The following is a 23,981-nucleotide window of genomic DNA, read 5'->3' as shown; positions in this document are numbered from 1 at the left end:
AGCTAAAAGTAAAGATGGCATAATACTTGGGTGTTTAATGGCCGGGCGTAGTAACAACCCCGGCTTTTTTGTATCTATACCAAAAAAACATCTGTGGACAATATCCTCAATATCTCTGATTTAAGTAAAACATACCAAAGTGCAGGTCGTACACTCACCGTGCTCGATCAAATAAATTTCTCAGTCGCAGTAGGTTCAACCAATGCTATAGTCGGGCCATCAGGCAGCGGAAAAACCACCCTGCTTGGCCTTTGTGCCGGGCTTGACCGCTCAACTTCAGGCACCGTTGAACTCAATGGCATTAACCTTAACAAGCTTACTGAAGATCAGCGTGCACAAGTGCGGAATCAGCATGTAGGTTTCATATTTCAGAATTTCCAGTTGCTACCGACACTAACTGCACTCGAAAACGTCATGGTGCCACTTGAGCTTAGGGGCGAAAAAAACATCAAAGCAAGGGCTTTGGATCTTTTAGATAAAGTAGGCTTATCAGAGCGCAGCCATCATTACCCGCTCCAGCTTTCGGGCGGCGAGCAGCAGCGTGTATCACTTGCACGCGCATTTTCAAATGCTCCCCGGATCCTGTTTGCCGATGAACCCACGGGGAACCTGGATGCAGAAACCAGCGATAAGGTGATCAAACTTATTTTCGACCTGAATAAGGAAGCGGGCACTACCCTCGTGGTTGTAACACATGACCCTGAGCTGGCAGCCAAAACACAGCGCATTATCAGGATTAAGGGCGGCAAACTGATTGCCGACGAAAAAACCATTAACGGATAAGCTAATGGACAATACCGCAATTGATTTTAAAAGAAAGATAAATATCCCCTGGCTATTCCGGATGGCCTGGCGCGATAGCCGGCGCAACCGTTCAAGGCTCTTCCTTTTTATATCCGCCATTGTGTTTGGGATAGCTGCACTGGTAGCCATTTATTCGTTTAAGTACAATGTACAAAATGATGTGAACGATCAGGCAGCCACTCTCATAGGTGCAGATCTCGCCATATCCGGAAACAAACCTGTTGATGATAAATTGAAGCATATGCTCGATTCATTAGGCGACGAGCGCTCACAGGAACGAAGCTTTGCGTCCATGCTTTATTTTCCGCGCACAAATGGTACCCGGTTGGTGCAGATCAGGGCTTTACAGGGAGGTTTCCCCTACTACGGCACTTTAGAAACTACACCCGAGGTAGCCGGACTCACCTTTAAAAAAGGCAGAATGGCGCTGGTTGATAAAACCCTGATGCTGCAATTCGATGCCAAAGTGGGCGATTCGGTAAAAGTTGGCAATCTCAATTTTCAGATTGCCGGCATTCTGAATAAAGCACCCGGTCAAAGCGGCGTAATGGCGGGTATTGCCCCGGTGGTTTATATCCCCATGCAATACCTGGAACAAACCGGGCTTGTAAAAATTGGCAGCCGGGTTAATTACAGTTTTTATTACAAGTTCAATTCATCCGTAAATGTAGATAAGCTCAGCAAAAAAATTGACCCAATACTCGACAGGGCCGGAATGCGCTTTGAAACCATCGAAACCAAGAAAGACAATACCGGCCGAGCCTTTGGCGACCTGAGCCGTTTTTTATCATTGGTTGGTTTTGTAGCCCTATTGCTGGGCTGTGTTGGTGTAGCCAGTGCAATCCATATTTATGTAAAAGAAAAAATTGCATCGATAGCTATTATGCGTTGTCTTGGTGTTAAATCATCCGAAGCATTTTTGATTTACCTGATACAAATTGTAGGCATCGGGATTATCGGTTCTGTTACCGGGGCTATATTTGGTACCGCTGTTCAACATTTACTCCCCATTGTATTTAAGGACTTTTTACCGTTTACCATTTCCGTACAAATATCGTGGATGGCTATTGGCCAGGGTATTTTACTTGGGGTCATTATCTCCATATTATTTGCTTTACTCCCTTTAATCTCTGTTCGAAAAATTTCGCCGCTTAACACGCTCCGAATTTCAGTTGATGAGAGCGTGAACAGACGGGATCCTTTGCGTTGGCTGGTTTACCTGTTGATACTGATCTTTATAATAGCTTTTACTTATTTACAGTTAGACAGCGTGATAGGCAGTATCCTGTTTACACTTGGGATCTTAATTGCATTCATGATCCTTACCGCTACGGCCTGGCTGTTAATGCGCATCACTAAAGCAATAGTAAAAGGTTCATGGAGTTACCTGTGGCGACAAGGTTTTGCTAATTTATACCGTCCCAATAATCAAACAATTATTCTTATCGTATCAATCGGCTTAAGCACAATGTTTATCTGCACACTTTATTTTGTGCAGACGTTATTGGTACAGCAGGTTAATCTTTCATCCAGCGGTAATCAATCAAACATGATCTTGTTTGATATCCAAAGCAATCAGGAAAAAGGTGTTGTTCAGTTAACAAAACAACAGGGGCTTCCGGTACTGCAACGAGTACCAATAGTTACTATGCGTATTGAACAAATTAATGGCAAAACCGCTGCCGATCTTACGAAGGACACTACCATCAAAATACAGCATGGTGTTTTTGCCTGGGAATACCGGGTAACCTTCAGGGATTCATTAACATCTTCAGAAAAATTACTGGATGGCAAATGGATCGGTAAAGCTGATCCTTCAAAAGAAATCCCGGTATCCGTTGAAGAAAACCTCTCCAAACGGGGAAATCTTAAAATTGGCGACAAAATAGTATTTAATGTGCAGGGCGTACAAATGCCGGCATATGTTGCCAGTATCCGCAAGGTTAACTGGGGTAAGGTACAAACCAATTTTCAGGTGGTTTTTCCGAAGGGAATACTTGAGGGTGCACCGCAATTTCATGTGTTGATGACACACGTGCCATCAAACAAGGTATCAGCAGCTTTTCAGCAGGTTGTAGTAAGGGCTTATCCTAACGTTTCGATAATTGATCTGGGGCTAATTTTAAGTGTTGTTGATGAGCTGTTAAGTAAAATCAGCTACGTTATACGTTTCATGAGCGCGTTCAGTATTATAACAGGTATTGTGGTGCTGATAGCATCTGTGCGGATCAGCAAATACCAGCGCATCCAGGAAAGTGTTTTATTACGTACGCTTGGTGCAAGCCGTAAACAAATATTCACTATAACAGCGTTGGAGTATTGGTTTTTGGGCAGCCTGTCGGCCTTAACCGGAATCCTGATAGCTTTTGCGGGCACTTATTTCCTGGCAAAATATAGTTTTGAAATACCGTACAGTGTGAACATGTTACCGGCACTTGTACTATTTTTAATAGTAAGTTTGTTGACTGTTGTTATTGGCTTACTAAACAGCCGCGGAGTGCTAAACAAGCCGCCGCTTGAGATTTTAAGAACAAACGCCTGAGCGCATTGTATTTATTTTATATGAACAAAGTTACATTAAGCGGTATCTTGCTTGCGGCCCTTACAATGGCGGGTTGCGGTGACGGTGCTAAATCATCAAACAATGATCAGACGCAAGCTGCCACAGAAACTGCTAAAACTGATTCGGCTTCAAAAAAAATAGTTTTATTTTTTGGCGATAGCCTCACTGCCGGTTATGGTCTTGATGACCCTGCCGATGCATTTCCGGGTGTAATCAGTCGCCGGGTTGATTCATTAAAATTACCGTATAAAGTAATAAATGCCGGATTAAGCGGCGAAACTACTGCAGGCGGCAATGGCCGCATAGACTGGCTGTTAAAGCAAAAAGTAGACGTTTTTGTATTGGAGCTGGGGGCTAACGACGGCCTTCGCGGGATTCCGGTAAACGAAACCGCCAAAAATCTTCAGTCCATAGTAGATAAGGTAAAAGCCAAATATCCTGATGCTAAACTTGTTTTGCTGGGCATGCAAGTACCGCCGAACATGGGCGCCGATTATACCGGTAAGTTTAAAAACGTTTTCCCCCATCTGGCTAAAAAAAACAATATGGCCCTTGTCCCCTTTTTATTGCAAGGCGTTGGAGGCGTACCATCACTTAACCAGGGCGATGGCATCCACCCTACTGCTCAGGGTGCGAAGATTGTAGCCAATAATGTTTGGGCAGTTTTGCAAGATGAATTGAAATGATCAATCGTTCAAGACCTGGTACACCATCACCCCGAATTCATCCTGCAAAATAGTTCATTAGTTTGATGAATCCCTGATAATTAGTTCGGTTGCTAATGTTATGTGTTGATTTTTTTCTTCAGGGACAGTAGCGTTAAGCCTTTCCATCAGCAGCTTGATCACGTTGTCGGCTATTTCGTCAATTGGCTGAGCTATAGCGGTAACAGCCGGGGTATACAATTCAAAAAGTTCGTAATCGTCAAACGCGATCAAAGCAATATCACCCGGTATATTTTTACCTGCCTTACGGATGGCCTTCAAACCGCATTTACCCAAATGATTATTGGCGAACAGAATAGCATCGACATCCTTATTTTTTTCCAGGAAGTTTGTCATTAACTTAAGCATCTCCTGAACGGTAGTGTGAAAATCGACCTCGGTTATATTGGGTTTTAATTTGCTTTGGTGCATGGCTTTTTCATAACCCTCAAGCCTTTCTATCATTTGAGTTTGGATAGAGCTATAAGTTATAAAAGCAATATTTTTATGTCCCTTATCAATAAGATATTGTGTGGCGTTGAAGGTGCTGAACAGGTTATCAACCACTACATAGTCGGTAGCTACTTTAGGCAGGTAGCGGTCAAAAAGCACCACCGGGAAACCATCTTTGATCAAGTCGCTGATATCCTCTTCAATATTATCGGGCGGGGTAATAATGTAGCCGTCAACATGCCTGTCGCGAAACATAGCTATCAGTTCGCGCGTTTTTTGCGTATCGTTATCTGTACTGCTGTAAATGATCTTATACCCATTTTGGTAAGCGAGATCCTCTATGCGGCGTGCTATTGTGGCAAAAAAATGATTGGAAATATCCTGCACCAGCAAGCCAATGATATTTGATTTGCCGGTGCGTAAACTTTTGGCTAACGAATTGGGTTTATAACCAACCTCTTTTACATATTGAAGTACTCGCTTCACCAGCTCGTCGCTGATGCGTTTTTCCTGTGCGCGACCATTAAGGATAAAAGATACGGTAGTTTTAGATATATTCAGACTATTGGCAATGTCAACTATAGATAATTTCTTCTTCAAGGATTTAGTATTTTAAAACCAAATATATAATATAAATGGTAATGCTAAACAGGTTTAGTAGATAATAAATGGTTTATATTACTTATTAATTAATGCATGCAACATAACTCAAAAATGCACAACAACATATAAAACAAAAAAGATCGCCCATACCAGGCGACCTTTCAGTTAATATATAGGGAGTTAGAATATTAAAACCTGCGCATGCCGCGGCCGTAATTTCCATTTTGAGAAAAACGCTCGCCACCATTGCCCCTGTCATAACCGCCGCCGTTCGATGGTCGGCCACCCCAGTTGCCGCGATTGTCATGACCGCCATGGTTATCATTGTTGCCATTGTTAGGCTGTCCGTTACCCCATCCGCCATGATTACCATGGTTGTTATTGTCAGACTGGTTTCCATTACCCCAGTTACCACGGTCATGATTACCGTTGCTCCAGTTATGATCATCCCTGCCACTTCCCCAGTTACCACGGTTATCATATGGATTAGGCCTTCTGCCCCAGTTTCCACGATCACCACCCCAACCCGGGCGATAAGCATAGCCACCTGCAGGCCTTCTGTCAAAGCGGTGCCCCCAGTTACCGTGGTCGCCCATGTAACCGCCCCACCTTTGCCTGTAAAAATCGTGACGCAAGTATGGTCGTGGAGCTCTTACTTCGTAACGCACAGCGGTACGCCAGTTATAGTCCCGGTAAGCGCCTGGCAGGTAAGCACAGCTTACCCAGCGGCTTCCGTCATTGTAGTAGTAGCATCCGGCTCCTACATTATAGTAAGCTTCTACTTCCGGTAAATAGTAATAATCATCGTCGTCACTAACATTTACATTATCATCATAAACAGGCTCTTCTTCAACTACTGGCGGAGGAGGGGCAGGTACGTAAACGCGATGAGCGGGGATATTGATACCAAATTGTATAGATACCTGTGCGTTGGCTTTACTGATAAATAAGCTTCCGGCTGCTATTGCTGATAATATGGCTAACTTTTTCATAATTGTAAATTTTATATAGTTAGGACGATATCTATCAGCAATGGTTTAATCAAACACAGCATTATATGTCACAACATTAGTTGATTGATACTATGTTTTACCCGCAAGTCTTTTAACCAAATTTTATTTCAAACAATTAAGGCCGCAATCTATTGTTGCCAAATTTTATTAATTGATATGCTTAAAAAAAATCAACAATGTTACTCGATTACTACAAAAGAGATTTTAGGATTATCGGTATATTTACTTAATTTAATAACCATTAATTTTCACCATGAAAAACCGCAAATTATTACGTTCCATACTGCCTGTAGTTGCTATGGGAGGTATTATGTTTATTACAGCCTGCAAAAGTAATAGCGACTCAAAGAAAACTGCTGATAGCACTTCTACTCCTGCTCCATCAACAGAAAACGCGGGTATTAAAACTCCTGAAGGCTTTAGCGCCAGTATTATTGCTGAAAAACTTGGTGGCACCCGCCATATTGCCATTACACCGCAAGGCGACATCTATGTAAAGCTTACAAATGTTAAAAACAACAAGGGGATATTAATGCTTCACGAAGATGGCGGCAAGGCAACCGTAAAGAACAGCTTTGGCGCTTATAGCGGCACAGGCATGTCGATTAAAAACGGGTACCTGTATGCATCGTCGGATGAAGAGGTTTTTCGTTATAAACTGAACGATAAGGGCGAGGTAATCAATGCTGACCAGCCCGAAAAAATTGTTACCGGCCTTATTAGCCGTCATGAGCATGAAGCTAAGGCCATAACGCTTGATAACGATGGCAACATTTACGTAAACATTGGCGCTTACTCAAATGCCTGCCAGGTTGAAGACCGAAAAAAAGGTTCCCCGGGCCAAAAGGGCTGCCCTATTTTAGATTCGGCCGGCGGCATCTGGCAGTTTAAAGCAGATAAATTGAACCAGCATTATGGCGATGGTATACGTTATGCCACCGGTCTGCGTAATGTTGTAGGTATCACCTGGAACCAGCAAAACAACCAGCTTTTTGTAATGCAGCACGGCCGCGACCAGCTTTTTGAATTCTATCCACAATATTTCACCGCTAAACAATCGGCCATATTACCTGCCGAGTGTATGTATGCGCTTAAAAAAGGAGATAATGCAGGCTGGCCTTATATGTATTACGACCAGGAACAACATAAAAAAATGCTGATGCCTGAATATGGCGGCGACGGCAAGATTGAAGGCGGAAAAAATGCTATCGACCCTGCAGCTGCTTATCCGGGCCACCTTGCCCCTAACGGCCTGTTATTTTACACCGGCGATCAGTTCCCCGCGAAATATAAAAATGGTGCATTCATAGCTTTTCATGGTTCATGGAACCGCGCACCTGAACCGCAGGCTGGTTACTTCGTGGTATTTCAACCGTTTAAAGATGGCAAGCCTAATGGTCAGTGGGAAGTTTTTGCCGACGGCTTTTCTGGCTCTGCTGCTAATACTGCTTCGGGCGCTGCGGCCCACCGTCCATGCGGCTTGGCGCAAGCCCCCGATGGCTCACTTTACGTTACCGATGATGTAGCTGGAAATATTTATAAAATCACCTATAAAAAACAATAACGGACTAAGAAAAGCCCTCATTTTATCATTGATAATCTTACTTACAAGTATTGCCTCACAGGTAAAAATAAGACATAAAAACCGGCGACAAGGTAACCTGTCGTCGGTTTTTTTTAATTTAATGGCCTTTGGCAATAAGGCAAATGAGGTAACTGCTGCATAGGCAAAGGTAGCAAGGGCTGCCAATAAAAAGTGGTAACACGTAAATCAGCCTGCGAAGTTTTTAAAACTTCGCAGGCTTAATATCAACCTCACTTCTTTTTGATAACAGCCGTCGCTTTTATCTCAATTAAAATATCATCTCTGAAAAGCTTGCTTACCTGCACCAGTGTACTTACCGGTGGTTGCTTTGTATCCACATATCTATCCCTTATATTACGAACTACCTGTACCTGCGATGCGTCTATGATATAGTAGTTCAACTCAACCAAATCATTCATGGTGCCGCCTGCAGCCTCAACAATGTTTTTGATATTAGTAAAAACCTGTTCAGTTTGGCTCGCCAGATCACCTTTGCCGGCAAGCTTACCGGCCTGATCCAAACCAACCTGGCCCGACATGATCACCATTTTATTTTTACCCAGGTCAACAATTACAGCGTGAGAATAGCCAAATGGCTTACCGACTGTGGATGGGTTTAAAAAAGTCACGTCTTTATTAGCCTCCTGGGCAAAACAAGCCGACGATGTGCAGAACAAAATGAGGTAAAGGATTTTTTTCATCAGGTGATTATTGGTTTGCACAAATTTGACCATATTAAAGCACACTTACAATATCGTGATACCGGCCGACCAACCGATCCAACCTTTTGTGCGGTTACCCCAATCAATCAAACCGGGTTTGTTTTTTATGATCTGCTGAATATCGCCGTCACCGGGATGATGGCCATAGTTTGTGTAAACGTTAAATGACGGCCCTGCAAAGAAGCTAACTTTTGAACCTGCCCTGAAATTGAGCAACGCGCTTACCCGGTTTATCTGATTTTGGTTTTTCCATCCTTTTGCCAATAGTAAGTGAGTCGAACCTTCAGCTGACAGTGACATATTGTTATTGAAGATAAAATCGTGACCTAAGCCAAAACCTGTGCTATAATAAACATGCTTATCTGTAAAATTAACGCCGCCTGATATGATGGAATACAGTTTAGCATTCCCCGATTTAAAGGCGATGTTTGTTGTAGTGATCTCGTTACTGTACACTTCAATTTTAGCATATCCATTACGCGAAATATTCAATAAGCCGATGCCATAACCATCAAGCGTATCGGCAATATTTACCATAGCAAATGACACACCTTTTATTACCCGGGCTTTATTAAAAATTCCTGCCATCTGCATTCCACTTGCGTCGTTGCCTGTAACATTGGCTATCCCTGCAATACTAAAACCTTTGTTGTTTTTCCGGGTGTAATTGTAAATACCTGCCGCCTGGATACCTTTGCTATTTCTCACGTGGTTAAAGATCCCGGCAAGCTGAACACCCTTAAGACTGTCTTTTACCATATTATATATGCCCGCCGCCTGGATACCTTCTATGTTTTTCTGGTCGTTATTATTAATGCCGGCCAGTTGAACGCCTTTGCTGTTACCCCCAACAATATTAAAGAGCCCGGCCGCCTGTACATATTTAACTTCCTGTTTGTTGATATTAAACAGTCCCCCAAGTTCAACGCCATTAACGCCACCGTTATACCCCCCTAAAATATTGAGCGAAAAGTTATTGACAATTTGCCCGCTCATCATACCATGGCTTCCTAAACTTGGTAAAAGCGAGGTTTGTACCGGAACCGTTGAAAGGTAACCGCCTAAATTAAGGTTCTGTATTTTCTGGCCTGATGAAAGGAACATTCTGCCCAGCCAGCTCCTGTCTGATTTTGAATTTGCGGCATCGGCGCTGTAATAATATTCGCGTGATTTTATGGATACGTTTACATTATTTAAAAAATTGATACTGGTATCACGATATAGCTCCTTACTTACATTAAGAGTAATCATACCATTGGCTTTTATCTTGAGCTGGAAGTAACCGTTCTGATCGGTAAGGGTTGATTCCAGCGAATTTTTTTCATAAACACTGGCATTGTAAAGTTTTTTGCCGGTGAAATCATCATACACGTAACCGCTGATGTAATAAACATTGCCTGGCCCGGCCAGGGTATCAGGCACAAGGGTTAACCTGTATGGGGTAGGCCGGAGTATAATATATCCCGGCGACTCCTTATAATCAACCCTGCCATGAAACAGCTCATCAAGCAGGCTTTTAATTGTTTGCCCGGATGATACTATGCTCACCACACTATCAGTTTTAATGACATCATTGCTGTATGAGAAATAAAACTTACCTTTTTCACCGATAATGGTCAGTATCTCGGCTATCTTTTTTTGTTTAACACTGAGCGTTACAGTACGGCTCAGGTTATCCTGTGCCAGCGCGTTGGTAATGAGCAGGCAGCCCGCCAATACGAGCATTATATAAAATAATATATTTAGTTTCTTTTCCATCAGTTTTTGATTATGATGAGATGAGGCTTTTTGATCACTTTAACATCGCCAAGGGTTTTGCTTATGACCTCTAATATCCCATCAAGTGAACCTGCTTTAAATGTGGTTGTTATAGTCCTATTAGCCAGCTTTTTATTATCTATCACAATATTTGCGTGATAGGCCTCGTTGAGTACGTCCACAAGCCGCCATAGTGGTGTTTTATTAGCTACGAACTTTTGGGTACGATAATAATTATATAGCTCATCCTGGCTGCTACCTTTTTGCAGGCGACCACCTTGTACTGATGCTTTTTCCTTCGGCTTTAGCTTTACGGTGATCTCCTGCTGAATTACCTGCACTACGCCGGTTTCAACAATAACCTCGGTATTAGGGCCAATAGCTTTGATATTGAATGATGTGCCAACCACCTTTACAACCACATCATTTACGTGGATCATAAATGGTTTTGATTTGTCATGAGCCACATCAAAAAAAGCTTCTCCTTTTAACGATATCTCCCTGGTATCGCCGGTAAATCTGTCCGGGTAATTCAACACCGAGTTTTTATTCATGGTGATCAATGATCCATCTGATAAGGTAACCTTGCGTACTATATTACCACTTTGCAGTGCAAGCATATTAACTTTGACCGGCTTGAGCAGGGTGTATAAGGTACCGGCAGTGCCTAATATCACCAGCCACATAGCAGCCATTTTAAGCCAGCGGTTTACCGGCTTTAAAGATTTAATTTTAGCCGGTGCTTCACCCCTGTTTTGTGCCAACTGTTTAAATTCGACCCATGAAGTATCGGGATCAAGCTTACTTTCTATTTTAAGTTCGCGGCTGGTATCCCAGATCAGTTTAAAATGATCAAAATATTTCCGGTTATCATCATTTTCGCCAAGCCAGCGGTTGATGGTTTCATTCTCAACCGGCGTGGTCTCGTTCAGCATGTATTTGGTTAATAAATCGTCCATCATGTTAAATAATATTAAAAGCCCGGCTTATAAGCCAAATGATCAACGGCAGGTAGTCAACTAATTTGAGCCGTAATGTTTTCAGCGCCTTGCCCATCTGGTTTTCTACTGTTTTTATGGAGATGCCTAATTCATCAGCAATTTCCTGGTATTTTAAATCCTCAAACCTGCTCAACTGAAACACTGTACGGCATTTTTCGGGCAGGTCATTTAATGCCTGTTGTAATTTTTCTTTGAGGTCAAGCAGTTCCATACCGGCGGCCCCATCAACTTTATCCTTTGTCATATACAGTACGTGCTGCTGGTGATTAACCTTTACTTTCTGGTGCCTAAGGTTATTAAGGCATTCGTTATAAACCGCGCCATACAAGTAGGCCTTTATCGAGCCGGTAAAATTCAGCCGTTCCTTTCGTTCCCACAGCCGCATAAAAACGTTTTGTACCATCCCCTTCGCGGTATCTTCATCTCTTAAAATAGAGATAGCATACACATGCAGCGGCCTGATGAAGTGCTTATATACCTTTTCAAAGGTTGCTTCATCGCCCGAGAGCAGCAGCGGGATCAATTGTTCGCTATTTATATCCAAAATATGATCAGTTTGGGTTAACATTCAATTAAATCTTAATGCGGTAATTAATGGTTGCAAGGATGTTTATCCATTTATTTTCCTCCATTATCCGCCTGGCCCAATTATTATCGGGAGGGTAAATAAAAGTAATAAGAAGTAATAAGGAAGCTAATCTGTTCATTTTAGTAAAATTTATCCTGAAACACGCCAGGATCATTTTACCCCTATGAGTGAATGAAATTTTTATTCAGAAAATAAACAGGAAGTTTGATTCAGGAACATCTTACACATGCTCCTGCTTAAAAACGTAGTGCAATACTTTACTATGTAGTTCATCGGGTAAAAAAGGCTTCATCACAATGTCATCAAAACCTGTTTTATAAGCTTCGTCCTCTACATCTTTGGGAAGATTGGCGGTAAGCGCTATAATGGGGATGTTTATGCCGTTCAATCTCATTCTCTTTGTAGATTCATACCCATCCATCACAGGCATTTGCAAATCCATCAACACGAGACGATGTTTTGACGTATCCAGTTTGTCAAGCGCTTCCTGCCCGTTGGTTGCCACGTCGGTAGTAGCCCCCCAGCGTTTTAAATAAGTTTGCGCTACCAGCACATTCATCGGGTTATCATCAACCAGCAAGATAGAGATCCCGCTCAGGAGCTTATCATTTGCATCGGGTTTAAGGTTAACATTAACCGTCTCCGATATTTTACCAGCTTTTTCAAAGGTTTTAATAAAATAAAATACCGAGCCTACTCCTTCCTCACTAATTAACTGCAAGGACGATTCCTGTAACTCCAATATTTTTTTACTGATTGCAAGACCTAAACCTGTCCCACCAAAACTGCGTGATATGGACGAATCGGCTTGGGTAAAGCGCTCAAATATGAGTTTCTGTTTGCCGCGGGGAATGCCGATACCAGTATCTTTAACAAACACCATTAATGTAGCCGTAGTTTCGGTTTGCTCTTTCACCTCAATTCCTAAAACTACCTCGCCGCTTGGAGTAAATTTTATGGCATTATGAACGAGGTTGGTAATTACCTGCGATAAGCGGGTAGGGTCGCCAAGCAGTTTATGCTGCAATTTCTTATCAAAATCAAGGCGTAGGTTTATATCCTTATCGTGTGCTACTGTTTGCAAACCACCTACTACATTACGGGCAAGTGCAGCCAGGTCTATTTCAATACTTTCAAAAGTTATCTTCCCGGCTTCTATCTTGTTATAATCCAATACATCATTCACTATTGCCAAAAGGTTATTAGCCGAAAAAAGCATGACGTTGAGATGTTCGATCTGATCCTTGCGAGGCTCGTTCTTAAGCAGCAGATGGCTCATCCCTATTACCGAATTAAGCGGTGTCCGGATTTCATGGCTCATCGTGCTCAAAAATTCACTTTTAACCTTTAAACCCTGTTCGGCTTCAGCCCTCGCCTTTTTCAATACAAATGATACCCGGTGCGCTAACACCAGCGACTGCAAAAAGAAAAAAGCGATATATCCTAAAAAACTAATCAGCTGCAGCGGAGATATTAATGCCCAGTAATGAAAAAGCGATATCGCAAATACCGACATTAAAGCAAATGCGCTCATTAAAGCATAAACAGATCCGGGCCTGTTATTGCGCCAGGCTTTTGAGTATACATATGGAATATAAACGAGGCAAAACAGCATCACTGCTAAAAATGGGTTCACGAGCTGGGTAAAAATCCACGGAGGACTAAATAATGTCATTAAAGTGAACGAAAAGCAAATGCCATTAATAATATTTACAACCCGCCGATTTACATCTGCCGGATATAAGTATAACGTGTAAAGGCCAAACAAACCTATCCCTGAAAATAAGCTCATATATTCCAACCGGGCCGTTATGTACCAGTTAATATTAGGCAATAAGGTGTGCAGCACATAGTTATCTGTACCTATGATCCGGTAACTATAAACTATCGAGAACAGGGCAAAAAGTAAAATGGCTTTATCACGGCTGCCCAGCAGGTATAAACCAAGAAAAAATAATCCCCCCATCAGTAAACAGCCCGTCAGCATCAGATCAATACCTTCGGCGCGATGCCGGGCCAGGTCAATTCTTTCCGCAGGCCCTATGAAGATGGGTTTACTGATCCCTCCTTTACTGTGTATAAAATTGGAAACTTGTAATGTGATATTGATGGTATCGCTGCTGGGCAGGTCAACAGCATGATATTCCCAATGTCCTTCAAATCCCTTTCGGGAAGTAGTTACTTTCCCGTTCGACGATACTAACTTTTTGTTAATATAAAGCCTGTACGCGCTGTAAACATCAGGCATGGCCAGCTTTAATTCGCCGTGTTTTTGGGGAAGTAAAATTTTAAGCCGGTAAGTACCATAGCCAAACGCAGGTAGCTTTTTGCCCCGCCAGGTATAGCCACTCCATTTAAATGGGAACTCAACCAAAAGCCTGTCTTTAATAGCAGTGGTGTCAGTGGGATTTATTAATTGGTTCCAATAAAACAGCCAGTTTCCCGTCAGTTCAATTTTATCGTTGATAGGCTGATTACGAAGATCGAGCACGCCGTGTACCGCGGCTACATAGGTTTTTTGTGCAGATACCCTTGCTTTGGTTCCGATCAATAATATAAATATAACATATAGAACCTTACTGATCTTCATCGATTTACGGCACCTATTATCAAACCAAAAGCTTGCAAATTGTTTCGTTCAGAAATATGAAACAGGATTTATTTTCCTTAATCTAACTTAAGAATTTCATAATTAAGCGTGAATATAACAACCCGTACGAATATTTAGAACTATTATTAAGGCTTATCTATTGATATAAACGATAGGTTAAATTACCCCTTATGTTTAAATAGTAATAGTTAAATATTAAAATCCAACCCTGTTGAATAACAGCCATAAAAAAGACGCCAAGATAATTTCCTGCCGTCATTCCTTAAGTTAAATTATATTATTTACTCACCGGGCCATCTAATACCGGCATGGTTACCGTAACGATCTCCGTTTGATGGATATCATTCAACTGATCAAGTACAACGATACTGTTTGTACCTTTTTTAAGCCAGCAGCCTGGCAAATAAAGCGTTTGCTGCGGGCCAATTTTCCAATAGCGACCAATGTTGATCCCGTTTACAAATACTATACCCTTTCCCCAATTCTTCATGTCTAAAAAGGTATCCCCCACTTTATTCAGGTCAAATGTTCCCTGGTAAAGTGCTGGATGGCCGGTTGTGTTTGTTGTGCCTGCCCCGAGCGCCGGTGCTTTATCCATAGGTAGCTCATACATTTGCCAGTTACCTGTAATTTCATGATCGTCGTCCTTCACCGGGCTAATGATTCCTTTAAGATTGTGAATGATCTCGCCACCATAATTGATCCTGCCAAGGTTTTCAACCAAAATATCCAAACGCGCGTTAAAAGGAATATTTATAGGACAGCTGAATTTATTACTTTGTCTGTTAAGCTCCGCAACTTTTTCGCCATTTATATATATGGTTGCATAATCCCGCAGGCCTTCCAGGTTTAAAGTGCCGCTGACAGGCTGGGTAAATTTACGGCTGTATAATACATAACCATAGCCCTGATTAAGCGCTTCAAATGTTTGTGGGGTATCGCTTTCTACTGCCTGCTGGGCTTTCGCCATCTCCAGCAAATCGGCCGTTTTGGTAAGCTTAATAGCCGGAATCTGTATCACAGGGATCTGCGTAGGCACTTCAGGAATAGCATAGGCCGCATACTTTTTCATCAGGTTGCGGATAGCTGTAAACTTGGGAGTTATCCATCCTGCCTCACTAATAGGGGCGTCGTAATCATAGCTGGTGATATCCGGCTGAATTTGATGTTCCTTGTCATAATTAGCACCGCTTGTGAAACCAAAATTGGTGCCACCATGTGCCATGTATATATTAAATGATACGGTATCTTTCAGGTACTTCTCCAGGTCTTTGATTACCGAGGTTTCTGATACTTTTTCAAATTTCTCGCCCCAATGGTCAAGCCAGCCAGGATAATATTCGGCCACCATATAAGGGCCTTTTCCTCCGTTATATTGGTTAATGAGCTTCTTCAAATTTTTGGTATCACCTTCGCCATTGGCAGTTGGCAATGCCCCTTTAATTACGCCGCCTTCAAACAACCAGTCGCCATCAGAAGTAAACAATGGCACATCAACGCCCGCTTTTAAAAGCAGATCTTTTATAGCTGCGCTGTAAATTTTATGATCGGCAAGCGGCACATCCTTACGCTGGGCTACATATGATCCAAATTCATTTTCGGCCTGAACCATAATTATTGGCCCGCCATGGGTTATTTGCAAATCTTTAACCTGCCCCATCAACTGGTTGATGTAAGTTTTGCACGAATCAAGGAAGCGGTCGTTTTTACTGCGGATAACCAATTGTTTATCATTTTGGAGCCACCAAGGATAGCCGCCAAATTCCCATTCGGCACAAGCATAAGGCCCCGGCCTTAATATTACCATTAAGCCCTCCTGCTGTGCGGTTTTTACAAACTCGCGGATATCGCGGTTATCCGTTTTAAAATCCCATACACCCGGACTAACCTCATGATGGTTCCAGAAAACGTAAGTGGCAACCGCATTCATACCCATTGCCCTGAGCATTTGCAGGCGCTGCTTCCAGTAAGCTTTAGGGATTCTTGCAAAATGCATTTCGCCCGAGTGGATTTGGATAGGTTTTCCATCATAAATAAAATTGCCTTCAGCAATTTTAAAACTATGTTTCGCCTGGCTAAAAACCTGTGAAATTATGAGGGTTAGCAATAATAAAGAGAGGAGTGTTTTTTTCATTTGCATTTGTAGGGTTAAACATGATTGACCGTGTGTTAAGTGTACCGACCATGATGTTTTCAAGTTCCTAAATTATAAAGGTTAAATAGGAATGCCTAATTTCCTGCAATCTTAATTTAGCGCAAACGTTTGCTTAATCCAGCGGATGCAAGATAAATAGTTCAGCAGCTCATTTTAATCGCAAATTAGCCCTGAATAATGGACTGGTGAAGTTAATGCAGGATAAAGTATCGAAAGAAATTAAGACGCAGAAAAAAATAAAATCCCTACCTGCTTATTTTAAATTTCAAGCTTTTTCAAATTAGCACTTTCCCTAAGCTTGTCAATAGCCCGGTTTCGTAGCTGCCTCACCCTTTCTGCGCTAATACCAAGCCGGTTACCGATTTCGGGAGCCGAGAGTTCACTGTGCCCGTCCAGACCATAATGATAAAACACAACAGATCGTTCAGCATCGTTTAGCTTATTAAGCAAATCATCAAGCTGCTGTTTAAGTTGGTAAGCTTCCAAAAGGCCTTCTATTCCGGGTTCATCTGTATGTAAACGATCAAGCAGGCTGTATCCGTCATTGCCGGGTGTATTGGCTTTATCATACGAATGTGTAAAAGGCGCCGCATGCAAAGCTTCTTTCACTTTCCATTCAGCAGTTTCCAGGAATGCCGCTATTTCATCCTGAACGGGCAGTCGCTCAAGTCGTTGTTCCAGAACCCCTGTAGCCCTGTTAACATGAACAATCATATCCACCTGGTTGGCAGGCAGGCGGATCATCCGCGTTTTATCTAACAGTGCTTCCATGATTCGCTGCCTGATCCACCAAACTGCATAAGATATAAACTTGAAGCCGCGGGTTTCGTCAAACCGTTTCGCGGCTTCAAGCAAACCCAAATTACCTTCGCTTATCAGGTCGCCCATGGGCATGCCCTGGTGCTGATACTTTTTTGCCACGGAAACCACAAAACGCAGATTGGCCTTTACCAACCTATGCAAAGCCGACAGATCTCCCTGCCGGATCTTCCCAGCCAACAGAACTTCTTCTTCCGCATTGATAGTTGGCTCGCGGGTAATATCACTAAAATACTTCTCCAGCGAAGCAGCATCCCGGGCTGTGATCGATTGGGTAATATTCAGGTCTCTCATCAACCCCTTATTTAACTCACTGTTGCAATGTTGTTGTTTTTATAAACAGGTGTAAGATGATCAAGCATATCTGCAGTCATAGCGACAAGATCATATTCAGGGTGCCAGTTCCAGTCGCGCCTTGCTTCAGCATCATCAACACTGGCCGGCCATGAGTTTGCAATGGACTGGCGCTTGTCGATGCTATAACTGATGGTAAAATCGGGCAGGTGTTTGTTCAGTTCTGTGGCAAGCTCGGCAGGTGTAAAACTTAAAGCACCGATATTATATGCTCCGCGTTCTTTGAGTGCTTCCACGCGCGCGTTCATCAGTTGAAGTGTAGCCCTTACCGCGTCATCCATATACATCATAGGTAATGCAGTGTTGGGGCTTAGGTAGCATTCGTAACGTCCATTCTTCAAAGCTTCGTGAAATACAGCTACCGCATAGTCCGTAGTCCCCCCGCCAGCCGGGGCGCTGTAGCTGATCAATCCTGGATAACGCAGGCTGCGTACATCCACCCCATAATGCTCCCTGTAATAGGCGCACCATTGTTCACCAGCTTCCTTGCTGATACCATAGACAGTTTGCGGATCAAGCAAAGCATTCTGGGGACTGATCTTACGTGCTGTTGAAGGCCCGAATACAGCGATACTGCTCGGCCAAAACACTTTATCCAATTTATGATCTTTGGCTGCTTCCAATATATTGAGCAGGCTTTGCATGTTCAGGTGCCATGCTTTTAGCGGGGTCTCTTCTCCTTTGGCAGATAAGGTAGCTGCAAGATGATAAATTTGAGTTACTCCATAGGTAGCAACCAGGTTTTCCAGTTCATCTTTGTCTAATACATTTAACTGATGATATGGCCCTTCTAAATCCACGATTGTCGTAGCATCGTGTAAGTCGGTGGCAATTACTTGTTCCCTGCCATAAATATTTCTTAAAGCGGCAACCAGTTCGGTACCGATCTGCCCCCGGGCGCCCGTAACAAGGATTACCGGCGATAGTTGTTTTTTGTCGTGCTTCATAGTATTACGATGTAAAATTGTATATTCACAATCTCATAATCCACACAGCACTTAAAATTTGGTTTTTAAGACTAAAAATATTCTTAAAAACAGGTTTTAAAACTTTTGATAAATATTTAAAGCTTATATTTTAGTTTTTATAACTCTCATGCTCAACCAACTCGATGAAACAGATATCCGCATACTCCAGCTTTTACAGGAAAATGCGCGCCTTACCGGCCAGGAGATAGGCCTTAAGCTTAACAAAACCACTACTCCTATCAATAACAGGATCCGTTCGCTCCAGGAGCGAGGTTATATTAAAAAATATGTTGCGGTGCTTGATCATGAAAAGCTCGAGCTGGATTTCATGACCTTTACGCATGTGCAACTGAAGGACCACAGCCAGCACAGTTTAAGTCATTTTGAAAGTGAGATCATTAAACTTCCGGAAGTACTGGAATGCTATCACCTCACCGGCGATTTTGACTTTATACTTAAGGTAACCGTAAAAGACCGCAAAGAGTACTATGATTTTTTGATGAACCGGCTTTTCGCGGTTGTTGCCATTGGCAAGGTAGAAACCAAACTCGTAATGAAAGCTGCGAAAACAGAAACGGCTTTACCAATCGGCAAACAGTAGTTTTAGTGCATTAAAAATAGGTCTCCGTAGACGCCACAAGCGAAAGCAGCTCAAGCTTGGGTTCGACTTCTAAATCACTGGCCTCGAGTTCGTCAGCAAACTTATGGAACGAAGCCAGCCCTTGTAATACAAGGTGGGCTTCTTCATTTTCGAGCTGATCAAAATGCATGAATGTTTTACCGTCGGGCAATAGCCATGCTGTATATTTAATACCGGGATGATTTAAAGTTTTCAACTCTTCAACAATGGCAGCGATGTTCCGCTGATTGGTGGCCGCAAACTCCGCGCGCGTGGTGTATTGTACTCTTACTACTTTCATACCATAAAATTAAGATCAGCACGATCACTATTAAACAGGCAAATGTGCCAACAAACGGGTGTGTTTGTGACAAAATGAAACATCGGAGAAGCATCTCTCTCCCATAAGGCTTGCCCATATATCCTTTTATTGTCATTTATGCGTGTTAAATACATAGAAACATTTCTATATGTTAATATTATTTTACCTTTACACTATAACGTTGAATACATATATAATTGACGGCAAAAAATGGACAACAAAAAAATAGAGAAAATATCCAAGGCGCTGAGTGATGCGAACCGGATAGCTATTTTACAACAGTTTAAAAAAAGGAAAGATTGCCTTTACTGTGCGGAGGTAAATGATCTGCTTGACCTTACGCAGCCTTCCGTATCACACCACCTTAAACAACTGGTTGATGCCGATTTATTACTATCACAAAAAGAAGGTCGGAACCTTAAATATGTATTGAACCAACAGGTACTTAACGACTACATTGCCTGCCTGAACGAACTGAAAAGCTAAGTACTGACATCTTCTGATTTGACTGGTTACTTCAACATAAAACATCGAAACATTCAAATATTCAAATACATCTACTCATGAATAAATTAATCTACATTATGGCCCTTGGTGCCTTCGGCATCATAACCACGGAGTTCGGAGTTATCGGTATCCTTCCTGACCTGGTGAAAGAATTTCATATTTCCATTGATACGGCAGGTTGGCTGCTTAGTGCTTTCGCGTTAACTGTGGCCCTTGCGGGACCGTTTACCAATATGCTAACAGCACGTCTTAACCGCAAATTTGTGATGTGCCTGGTATTAGGGATATTTGTTATTTCCAACCTGTTATCGGCAATAGCGCCGAACTTCACCGTGCTTATGATTGCCCGTATATTACCGGCGTTTTTACACCCGGTGTTTTGGGCTGTATCCATGACTGCAGCTGCAAAACAAGCAGGGCCAAAAGACGCGCCCAAAGCCATCTCTATAGTAATGGCCGGACTTAGCGTTGCCACCGTGTTGGGCGTACCCTTAACCACCTATATGGCAGATCTCTTTAGTTGGAGGGCATCTTTTATCTTATCGGCCATCATTAACTTATTAGCCTTTGGCGCATTGACGCTATTTGCACCTTCAATGCCGGTTAATGAAGAACAGCCAAGCCCCAAAAGCCAGGTAAAGCTGCTGCGGAGTGCACACTTATGGATTAAGCTACTGGCTTCAACCATTATCCTGGCAGGCATGTTTGCCACCTATGGTTATCTTGCCGAATACCTGGATAAAGTTTCGCGTATGAGCGGGGCTCAGATTAGCATCATGTTGCTGGTATTTGGAGGAACAGGGATAGCGGGCAACTGGCTTATGGGTGTAGCGCTTAGTAAAAATGTAACGCTTACAACGCGGCTGTTTTTGCTGTCTTTAGTTGCAACCCATGTATTGGCCTATATGTTTGGCGGACATTTTATTCCAATGGTTATTATTCTTTCAGTTTGGGGATTTATACACACCGGAGGATTTTTGGCGGCAAATATACAGCTTACCCATGGCATTCAGGAACCAGCGCTTGACTTTGTAAACAGCCTGCTTCCCTCCTTCTTTAACGCCGGTATTACATTGGGCACTTTACTGGGTGGTTTTGTGATTGCTCATTATGGTATCCATCAGGTAATCTGGATGACAGTACCCCTGCTTTTACTTGCATTTGGCATGAGTTTTATTAACTCAAATGCTACAAAAAAATCGATATCAGCTCAAATTGACGAAATACCAGAGGGCGAACCTGTACAAGTGGCCATTTATGAATAAGCTCAATTGTAAACGATAGCTATATTAAAGTAAAAAGCCCCCGGCTAACACCAGGGACTTTTTATCACTTTTAATTTTTAAACAGTTTAATATTAAACACCGTAAAATAATTGCCCGGATTTCCATTACCGACCAGATTACCCAGAAATCCTATGGACACCACCTGCGGTGAAGAGATTGTAAAGGTGAAGGTTTTTACGTCTCTTGAACTCGGACTGGTTGTACCTACATTTGCACCGTTATACATCTTTACAGATCCCAGCGCTGTTGAAAGGTTTGCGAGTATCGGGATGCCGTTCCCTCCGGCAGCTGCCACACAATAAACCGATGAATTTGATTGCACCTCCGAATAGGCATCAAATGACACAGTATAACTTCCTGCCGATAGCTGCGAAGAAGTAACCTGATATACGATACCGTTTACTACCGGGGTATTATTCCATGTTTCCCAGTTAATGGTACCACCGCCATCAGAACTATAGCCCCCATTGGTACCGCCATCTTTATTTTTGGCCGCCGCATTGGTTATCCAGGGCGCAGCGAGGGTTCCCCAACGGCCATCAAAGGTGTTTCTTTGAAAAGGCCCTGTGTTTAAGAGGTAAGCATTAGTTACATCGATTACCTTCTGATCTACGTAATCTGCATAAAAAGTATCAATGGCCGTTTTATTGGGTTTAAAACCTGTGCGGTAACTAAGCGTTTTTCCAGCATTAAATTTAGGCAGAGATGTGCTTAAACCAGTTGGCTGCGATACAATTACTGTATCGCGTTGTTTGTTGGCAGCGTCTGTGTATTTTAGTTCCATTGAAACCAATCCGTCATCAGCATTCACGTCAGCCCAGTTAATTAACGCTGAGCCATCTGTTTGTAATTTGACCGCGATTATACCTCTGTTGATAAGTGAACTTTGGTAAAGATTACCATATACATTGGCAGCCAACGTAACCGGAACGGAAATATGCCCCCCGTTATCAAAAGTGCGGACCTCGAAGGTCATTGTACCTTCAGGTAAATTGGGTATGAACAATTTAGCCGTATCAACCCCGGATGTACGGGTTACCGGCGTTTCTATCGAATCCTGTTTACTGTTCCAGTATACCCGGTATTTCACAATTTTAGGGTCAGATGTAAACAGACCGGTTAGCAAAACACGGTTCCTGCCAGAGAACACCTGAACGGAATCCAGTTTGCCTGGATATATTATTGCCCCATTGGGCTCATATTTCTTTTTATAATCATCCATTTTTGTACAGGCGCTCATAGTGAAAGCGGCCAGCACTAAAAGATAGCATGATGTTATTTTATATAGTTTCATAATTGTAATTAAATTGATAAATGCATCGGCCTTGTTACTTTCCAAACATGGTAAATTCACTGATACTCATAAAGTACGATCCTGTCCAGTTACGCAAGCTCCTGATCCTGATGTACCTGTAAGCACTTAATCCGGCAGGGAAATCAAAACCCCATCCGTCATGTGCATATTTGTAATCAGCAGCTGTTTCCGTACCTGAAGGGGAACCAGATGGTTTTACTATGTTACAGGTTAACAATTTCGTCCATGAAGCATCCAGCGCGCCATTCACATTTGGCGAATTTGACCCCCATATTTCAAAATCACGCAAATTACCCCTTACATAATATACATTACCGATCTCGATGAATGGATTGAGAATAAAGCGGCTGAATACCCTTTGTTTACCAAGATCGATTGTTACCATTTGCGGGCTTCCGGCACTTTCAACCGTGAAGAGGCAATTTGGCCAACCGCCGGTAAAGTTTCCGTCAAAAATTTTGGTTACATCGGTATATGAATACAAGTTGGTTGCGTCGCCTGGCAGCTTGTAAACCGACCAATCCGATTTTGAAAACTGCTCCTCATAAAAAGGCGTAAGATTTAAAAATAAAGTGTCGGATTTATTTAAAAATCTATCCCTTACAAAGAATGCGTACTTACGCTCAATAGCCGGCTGACCTCTTACAGCAGCTTTTATTGAGATGCTGTTACTGTAAACATTATCCATACCCTTTGGCTGCACATATAAACTATTGTTAGCTGTATCAACCATTGGTACTATAACCAGGTTATCCTGGGTAAGGTTATCACAAGCAATGTTAAAACCACCGAAAGTAGCAGTTATTTTAAGTGATCGGTAAGCAAGGAGATACGGTGGCGTTAAAGGGTTTGCTGTGACACTAACAGGTGCCGAAACCTTTTCGCTTGAATTTACTGCGTAAAGCTTTATCACATGTGCCAGAGTATCGCCAAAGCCATCAACAGTTAATGTATTGGTGTAGCGTGATGCAATTACCTCGCGTGTTTTACCCGGAGAGGTTTCGTAAACTGCTTTTACGTAAAACAGATCATTATCTCCGGGTAACGTATAAGTTAAACTGGCTTTACCGTTTTCGTTTTGTACCTGCACGTTGGTAACAACTCCAGGCGGGTTGTTATTAGTTATAGTAGGTTTATTAAGTGTTTCCTGCTTACAGCCCGTTATTATTATTGCTAACAACCCGATCCAGAAAGCAGCCCGTAATTTCATTGTTTCCATGTGAATGTTTT

General features: G+C 42.4%; 20 protein-coding genes. 7 read left to right on the top strand and 13 right to left on the bottom strand.

Annotated elements, in window-relative coordinates; translation table 11 throughout:
* Positions 1 to 93: 93 nt before the first annotated feature.
* The 3 genes from BLS28_RS03330 to BLS28_RS03320 are packed head-to-tail and all read left to right on the top strand — an operon-like array spanning position 94 to position 4,053.
* Positions 94 to 783 (top strand): ABC transporter ATP-binding protein, encoded by a 690-nt coding sequence (locus BLS28_RS03330; RefSeq protein ID WP_091162853.1) that lies wholly within the window; start codon positions 94 to 96, stop codon positions 781 to 783.
* A gap of 4 nt (positions 784 to 787) precedes the next feature.
* Positions 788 to 3,346 (top strand): ABC transporter permease, encoded by a 2,559-nt coding sequence (locus BLS28_RS03325; RefSeq protein WP_218134334.1) that lies wholly within the window; start codon positions 788 to 790, stop codon positions 3,344 to 3,346.
* A gap of 20 nt (positions 3,347 to 3,366) precedes the next feature.
* Positions 3,367 to 4,053, top strand: a complete 687-nt coding sequence (locus BLS28_RS03320) for an arylesterase (RefSeq protein ID WP_091162852.1) — start codon at positions 3,367 to 3,369, stop codon at positions 4,051 to 4,053.
* Between the two features lie 57 nt (positions 4,054 to 4,110).
* Here BLS28_RS03320 and BLS28_RS03315 read toward each other — a convergent pair whose 3' ends face one another.
* Together BLS28_RS03315 and BLS28_RS03310 are read right to left on the bottom strand one after the other, a co-directional pair.
* The gene (locus tag BLS28_RS03315; RefSeq protein ID WP_091162851.1) at positions 4,111 to 5,124 is read right to left on the bottom strand and encodes a LacI family DNA-binding transcriptional regulator; all 1,014 of its coding nucleotides are present in this window, start codon (positions 5,122 to 5,124) and stop codon (positions 4,111 to 4,113) included.
* Positions 5,125 to 5,315: 191 nt separating this feature from the next.
* On the bottom strand, positions 5,316 to 6,119 hold the full coding sequence (locus tag BLS28_RS03310; protein WP_091162850.1) for a hypothetical protein: 804 nt from the start codon (positions 6,117 to 6,119) through the stop codon (positions 5,316 to 5,318).
* A 274-nt stretch (positions 6,120 to 6,393) separates the two neighbouring features.
* Here BLS28_RS03310 and BLS28_RS03305 point away from each other — a divergent pair, with 274 nt between their 5' ends.
* Positions 6,394 to 7,704 carry a PQQ-dependent sugar dehydrogenase gene (locus tag BLS28_RS03305; RefSeq protein WP_256337327.1) on the top strand — a complete coding sequence of 437 codons (1,311 nt, stop codon included), beginning with the start codon at positions 6,394 to 6,396 and terminating at the stop codon, positions 7,702 to 7,704.
* 251 nt (positions 7,705 to 7,955) lie between these two features.
* Here BLS28_RS03305 and BLS28_RS03300 read toward each other — a convergent pair whose 3' ends face one another.
* The 8 genes from BLS28_RS03300 to BLS28_RS03265 all read right to left on the bottom strand — a co-directional run bounded on the left by BLS28_RS03300 (position 7,956) and on the right by BLS28_RS03265 (position 18,681).
* Positions 7,956 to 8,426, bottom strand: a complete 471-nt coding sequence (locus tag BLS28_RS03300; RefSeq protein ID WP_091162940.1) for a RidA family protein — start codon at positions 8,424 to 8,426, stop codon at positions 7,956 to 7,958.
* Between the two features lie 45 nt (positions 8,427 to 8,471).
* On the bottom strand, positions 8,472 to 10,205 hold the full coding sequence (locus tag BLS28_RS03295) for a carboxypeptidase-like regulatory domain-containing protein (RefSeq protein WP_091162849.1): 1,734 nt from the start codon (positions 10,203 to 10,205) through the stop codon (positions 8,472 to 8,474).
* The gene (locus tag BLS28_RS03290; protein ID WP_091162848.1) at positions 10,205 to 11,167 is read right to left on the bottom strand and encodes a FecR family protein; all 963 of its coding nucleotides are present in this window, start codon (positions 11,165 to 11,167) and stop codon (positions 10,205 to 10,207) included. Before BLS28_RS03290 ends, BLS28_RS03295 begins: the two co-directional genes overlap by 1 nt.
* Position 11,168: 1 nt before the next feature.
* Positions 11,169 to 11,774 carry an RNA polymerase sigma-70 factor gene (locus BLS28_RS03285; protein ID WP_091162847.1) on the bottom strand — a complete coding sequence of 202 codons (606 nt, stop codon included), beginning with the start codon at positions 11,772 to 11,774 and terminating at the stop codon, positions 11,169 to 11,171.
* Between the two features lie 241 nt (positions 11,775 to 12,015).
* Positions 12,016 to 14,385: a response regulator gene (locus BLS28_RS03280; protein ID WP_091162846.1), complete on the bottom strand. Its 2,370-nt coding sequence runs from the start codon at positions 14,383 to 14,385 to the stop codon at positions 12,016 to 12,018.
* A 298-nt stretch (positions 14,386 to 14,683) separates the two neighbouring features.
* Positions 14,684 to 16,540: a beta-galactosidase gene (locus tag BLS28_RS03275; protein WP_091162845.1), complete on the bottom strand. Its 1,857-nt coding sequence runs from the start codon at positions 16,538 to 16,540 to the stop codon at positions 14,684 to 14,686.
* A 279-nt stretch (positions 16,541 to 16,819) separates the two neighbouring features.
* Positions 16,820 to 17,674: a sigma-70 family RNA polymerase sigma factor gene (locus BLS28_RS03270; protein WP_091162844.1), complete on the bottom strand. Its 855-nt coding sequence runs from the start codon at positions 17,672 to 17,674 to the stop codon at positions 16,820 to 16,822.
* An 11-nt stretch (positions 17,675 to 17,685) separates the two neighbouring features.
* On the bottom strand, positions 17,686 to 18,681 hold the full coding sequence (locus BLS28_RS03265) for an NAD-dependent epimerase/dehydratase family protein (protein ID WP_091162843.1): 996 nt from the start codon (positions 18,679 to 18,681) through the stop codon (positions 17,686 to 17,688).
* A gap of 148 nt (positions 18,682 to 18,829) precedes the next feature.
* On the opposite strand from BLS28_RS03265, the gene BLS28_RS03260 reads away from it, so the two are divergent.
* Entirely contained in the window at positions 18,830 to 19,303 is a 474-nt protein-coding gene (locus tag BLS28_RS03260) for an Lrp/AsnC family transcriptional regulator (RefSeq protein ID WP_090525447.1), read from the top strand.
* A gap of 10 nt (positions 19,304 to 19,313) precedes the next feature.
* Here the strand turns inward: BLS28_RS03260 and BLS28_RS03255 are convergent, their stop codons facing one another.
* Complete coding sequence (locus BLS28_RS03255; protein ID WP_091162842.1) at positions 19,314 to 19,622, bottom strand: hypothetical protein; 309 nt, start codon at positions 19,620 to 19,622, stop codon at positions 19,314 to 19,316.
* 231 nt (positions 19,623 to 19,853) lie between these two features.
* Here BLS28_RS03255 and BLS28_RS03250 point away from each other — a divergent pair, with 231 nt between their 5' ends.
* Both BLS28_RS03250 and BLS28_RS03245 read left to right on the top strand, forming a co-directional pair.
* The gene (locus BLS28_RS03250; RefSeq protein ID WP_091162841.1) at positions 19,854 to 20,129 is read left to right on the top strand and encodes an ArsR/SmtB family transcription factor; all 276 of its coding nucleotides are present in this window, start codon (positions 19,854 to 19,856) and stop codon (positions 20,127 to 20,129) included.
* Between the two features lie 77 nt (positions 20,130 to 20,206).
* Complete coding sequence (locus BLS28_RS03245) at positions 20,207 to 21,415, top strand: MFS transporter (RefSeq protein ID WP_091162840.1); 1,209 nt, start codon at positions 20,207 to 20,209, stop codon at positions 21,413 to 21,415.
* A 70-nt stretch (positions 21,416 to 21,485) separates the two neighbouring features.
* Here the strand turns inward: BLS28_RS03245 and BLS28_RS03240 are convergent, their stop codons facing one another.
* Positions 21,486 to 22,730 (bottom strand): DUF4998 domain-containing protein, encoded by a 1,245-nt coding sequence (locus BLS28_RS03240; RefSeq protein ID WP_091162939.1) that lies wholly within the window; start codon positions 22,728 to 22,730, stop codon positions 21,486 to 21,488.
* A 34-nt stretch (positions 22,731 to 22,764) separates the two neighbouring features.
* Entirely contained in the window at positions 22,765 to 23,970 is a 1,206-nt protein-coding gene (locus BLS28_RS03235) for a DUF5000 domain-containing lipoprotein (RefSeq protein ID WP_091162839.1), read from the bottom strand.
* Positions 23,971 to 23,981: the final 11 nt, after the last annotated feature.

Source organism: Mucilaginibacter gossypii, assembly GCF_900100945.1.
GTDB lineage: Bacteria > Bacteroidota > Bacteroidia > Sphingobacteriales > Sphingobacteriaceae > Mucilaginibacter > Mucilaginibacter gossypii.
Note: the sequence above shows the minus strand (reverse complement) of the source record. Positions and strands in the feature narration are given on the sequence as shown.

What these genes read in the sequence shown, in the direction of transcription:
- BLS28_RS03325 (WP_218134334.1), top strand. Translation starts at nt 788, where the DNA reads ATGGACAATACCGCAATTGATTTTAAAAGAAAGATAAATATCCCCTGG.
- BLS28_RS03295 (WP_091162849.1), bottom strand. Translation starts at nt 10,205, where the DNA reads ATGGAAAAGAAACTAAATATATTATTTTATATAATGCTCGTATTGGCG.
- BLS28_RS03285 (WP_091162847.1), bottom strand. Translation starts at nt 11,774, where the DNA reads ATGTTAACCCAAACTGATCATATTTTGGATATAAATAGCGAACAATTG.
- BLS28_RS03300 (WP_091162940.1), bottom strand. Translation starts at nt 8,426, where the DNA reads ATGAAAAAAATCCTTTACCTCATTTTGTTCTGCACATCGTCGGCTTGT.
- BLS28_RS03275 (WP_091162845.1), bottom strand. Translation starts at nt 16,540, where the DNA reads ATGAAAAAAACACTCCTCTCTTTATTATTGCTAACCCTCATAATTTCA.
- BLS28_RS03260 (WP_090525447.1), top strand. Translation starts at nt 18,830, where the DNA reads ATGCTCAACCAACTCGATGAAACAGATATCCGCATACTCCAGCTTTTA.
- BLS28_RS03240 (WP_091162939.1), bottom strand. Translation starts at nt 22,730, where the DNA reads ATGAAACTATATAAAATAACATCATGCTATCTTTTAGTGCTGGCCGCT.
- BLS28_RS03250 (WP_091162841.1), top strand. Translation starts at nt 19,854, where the DNA reads ATGGACAACAAAAAAATAGAGAAAATATCCAAGGCGCTGAGTGATGCG.
- BLS28_RS03265 (WP_091162843.1), bottom strand. Translation starts at nt 18,681, where the DNA reads ATGAAGCACGACAAAAAACAACTATCGCCGGTAATCCTTGTTACGGGC.
- BLS28_RS03305 (WP_256337327.1), top strand. Translation starts at nt 6,394, where the DNA reads ATGAAAAACCGCAAATTATTACGTTCCATACTGCCTGTAGTTGCTATG.
- BLS28_RS03235 (WP_091162839.1), bottom strand. Translation starts at nt 23,970, where the DNA reads ATGGAAACAATGAAATTACGGGCTGCTTTCTGGATCGGGTTGTTAGCA.
- BLS28_RS03245 (WP_091162840.1), top strand. Translation starts at nt 20,207, where the DNA reads ATGAATAAATTAATCTACATTATGGCCCTTGGTGCCTTCGGCATCATA.
- BLS28_RS03270 (WP_091162844.1), bottom strand. Translation starts at nt 17,674, where the DNA reads ATGAGAGACCTGAATATTACCCAATCGATCACAGCCCGGGATGCTGCT.
- BLS28_RS03320 (WP_091162852.1), top strand. Translation starts at nt 3,367, where the DNA reads ATGAACAAAGTTACATTAAGCGGTATCTTGCTTGCGGCCCTTACAATG.
- BLS28_RS03290 (WP_091162848.1), bottom strand. Translation starts at nt 11,167, where the DNA reads ATGATGGACGATTTATTAACCAAATACATGCTGAACGAGACCACGCCG.
- BLS28_RS03310 (WP_091162850.1), bottom strand. Translation starts at nt 6,119, where the DNA reads ATGAAAAAGTTAGCCATATTATCAGCAATAGCAGCCGGAAGCTTATTT.
- BLS28_RS03280 (WP_091162846.1), bottom strand. Translation starts at nt 14,385, where the DNA reads ATGAAGATCAGTAAGGTTCTATATGTTATATTTATATTATTGATCGGA.
- BLS28_RS03255 (WP_091162842.1), bottom strand. Translation starts at nt 19,622, where the DNA reads ATGAAAGTAGTAAGAGTACAATACACCACGCGCGCGGAGTTTGCGGCC.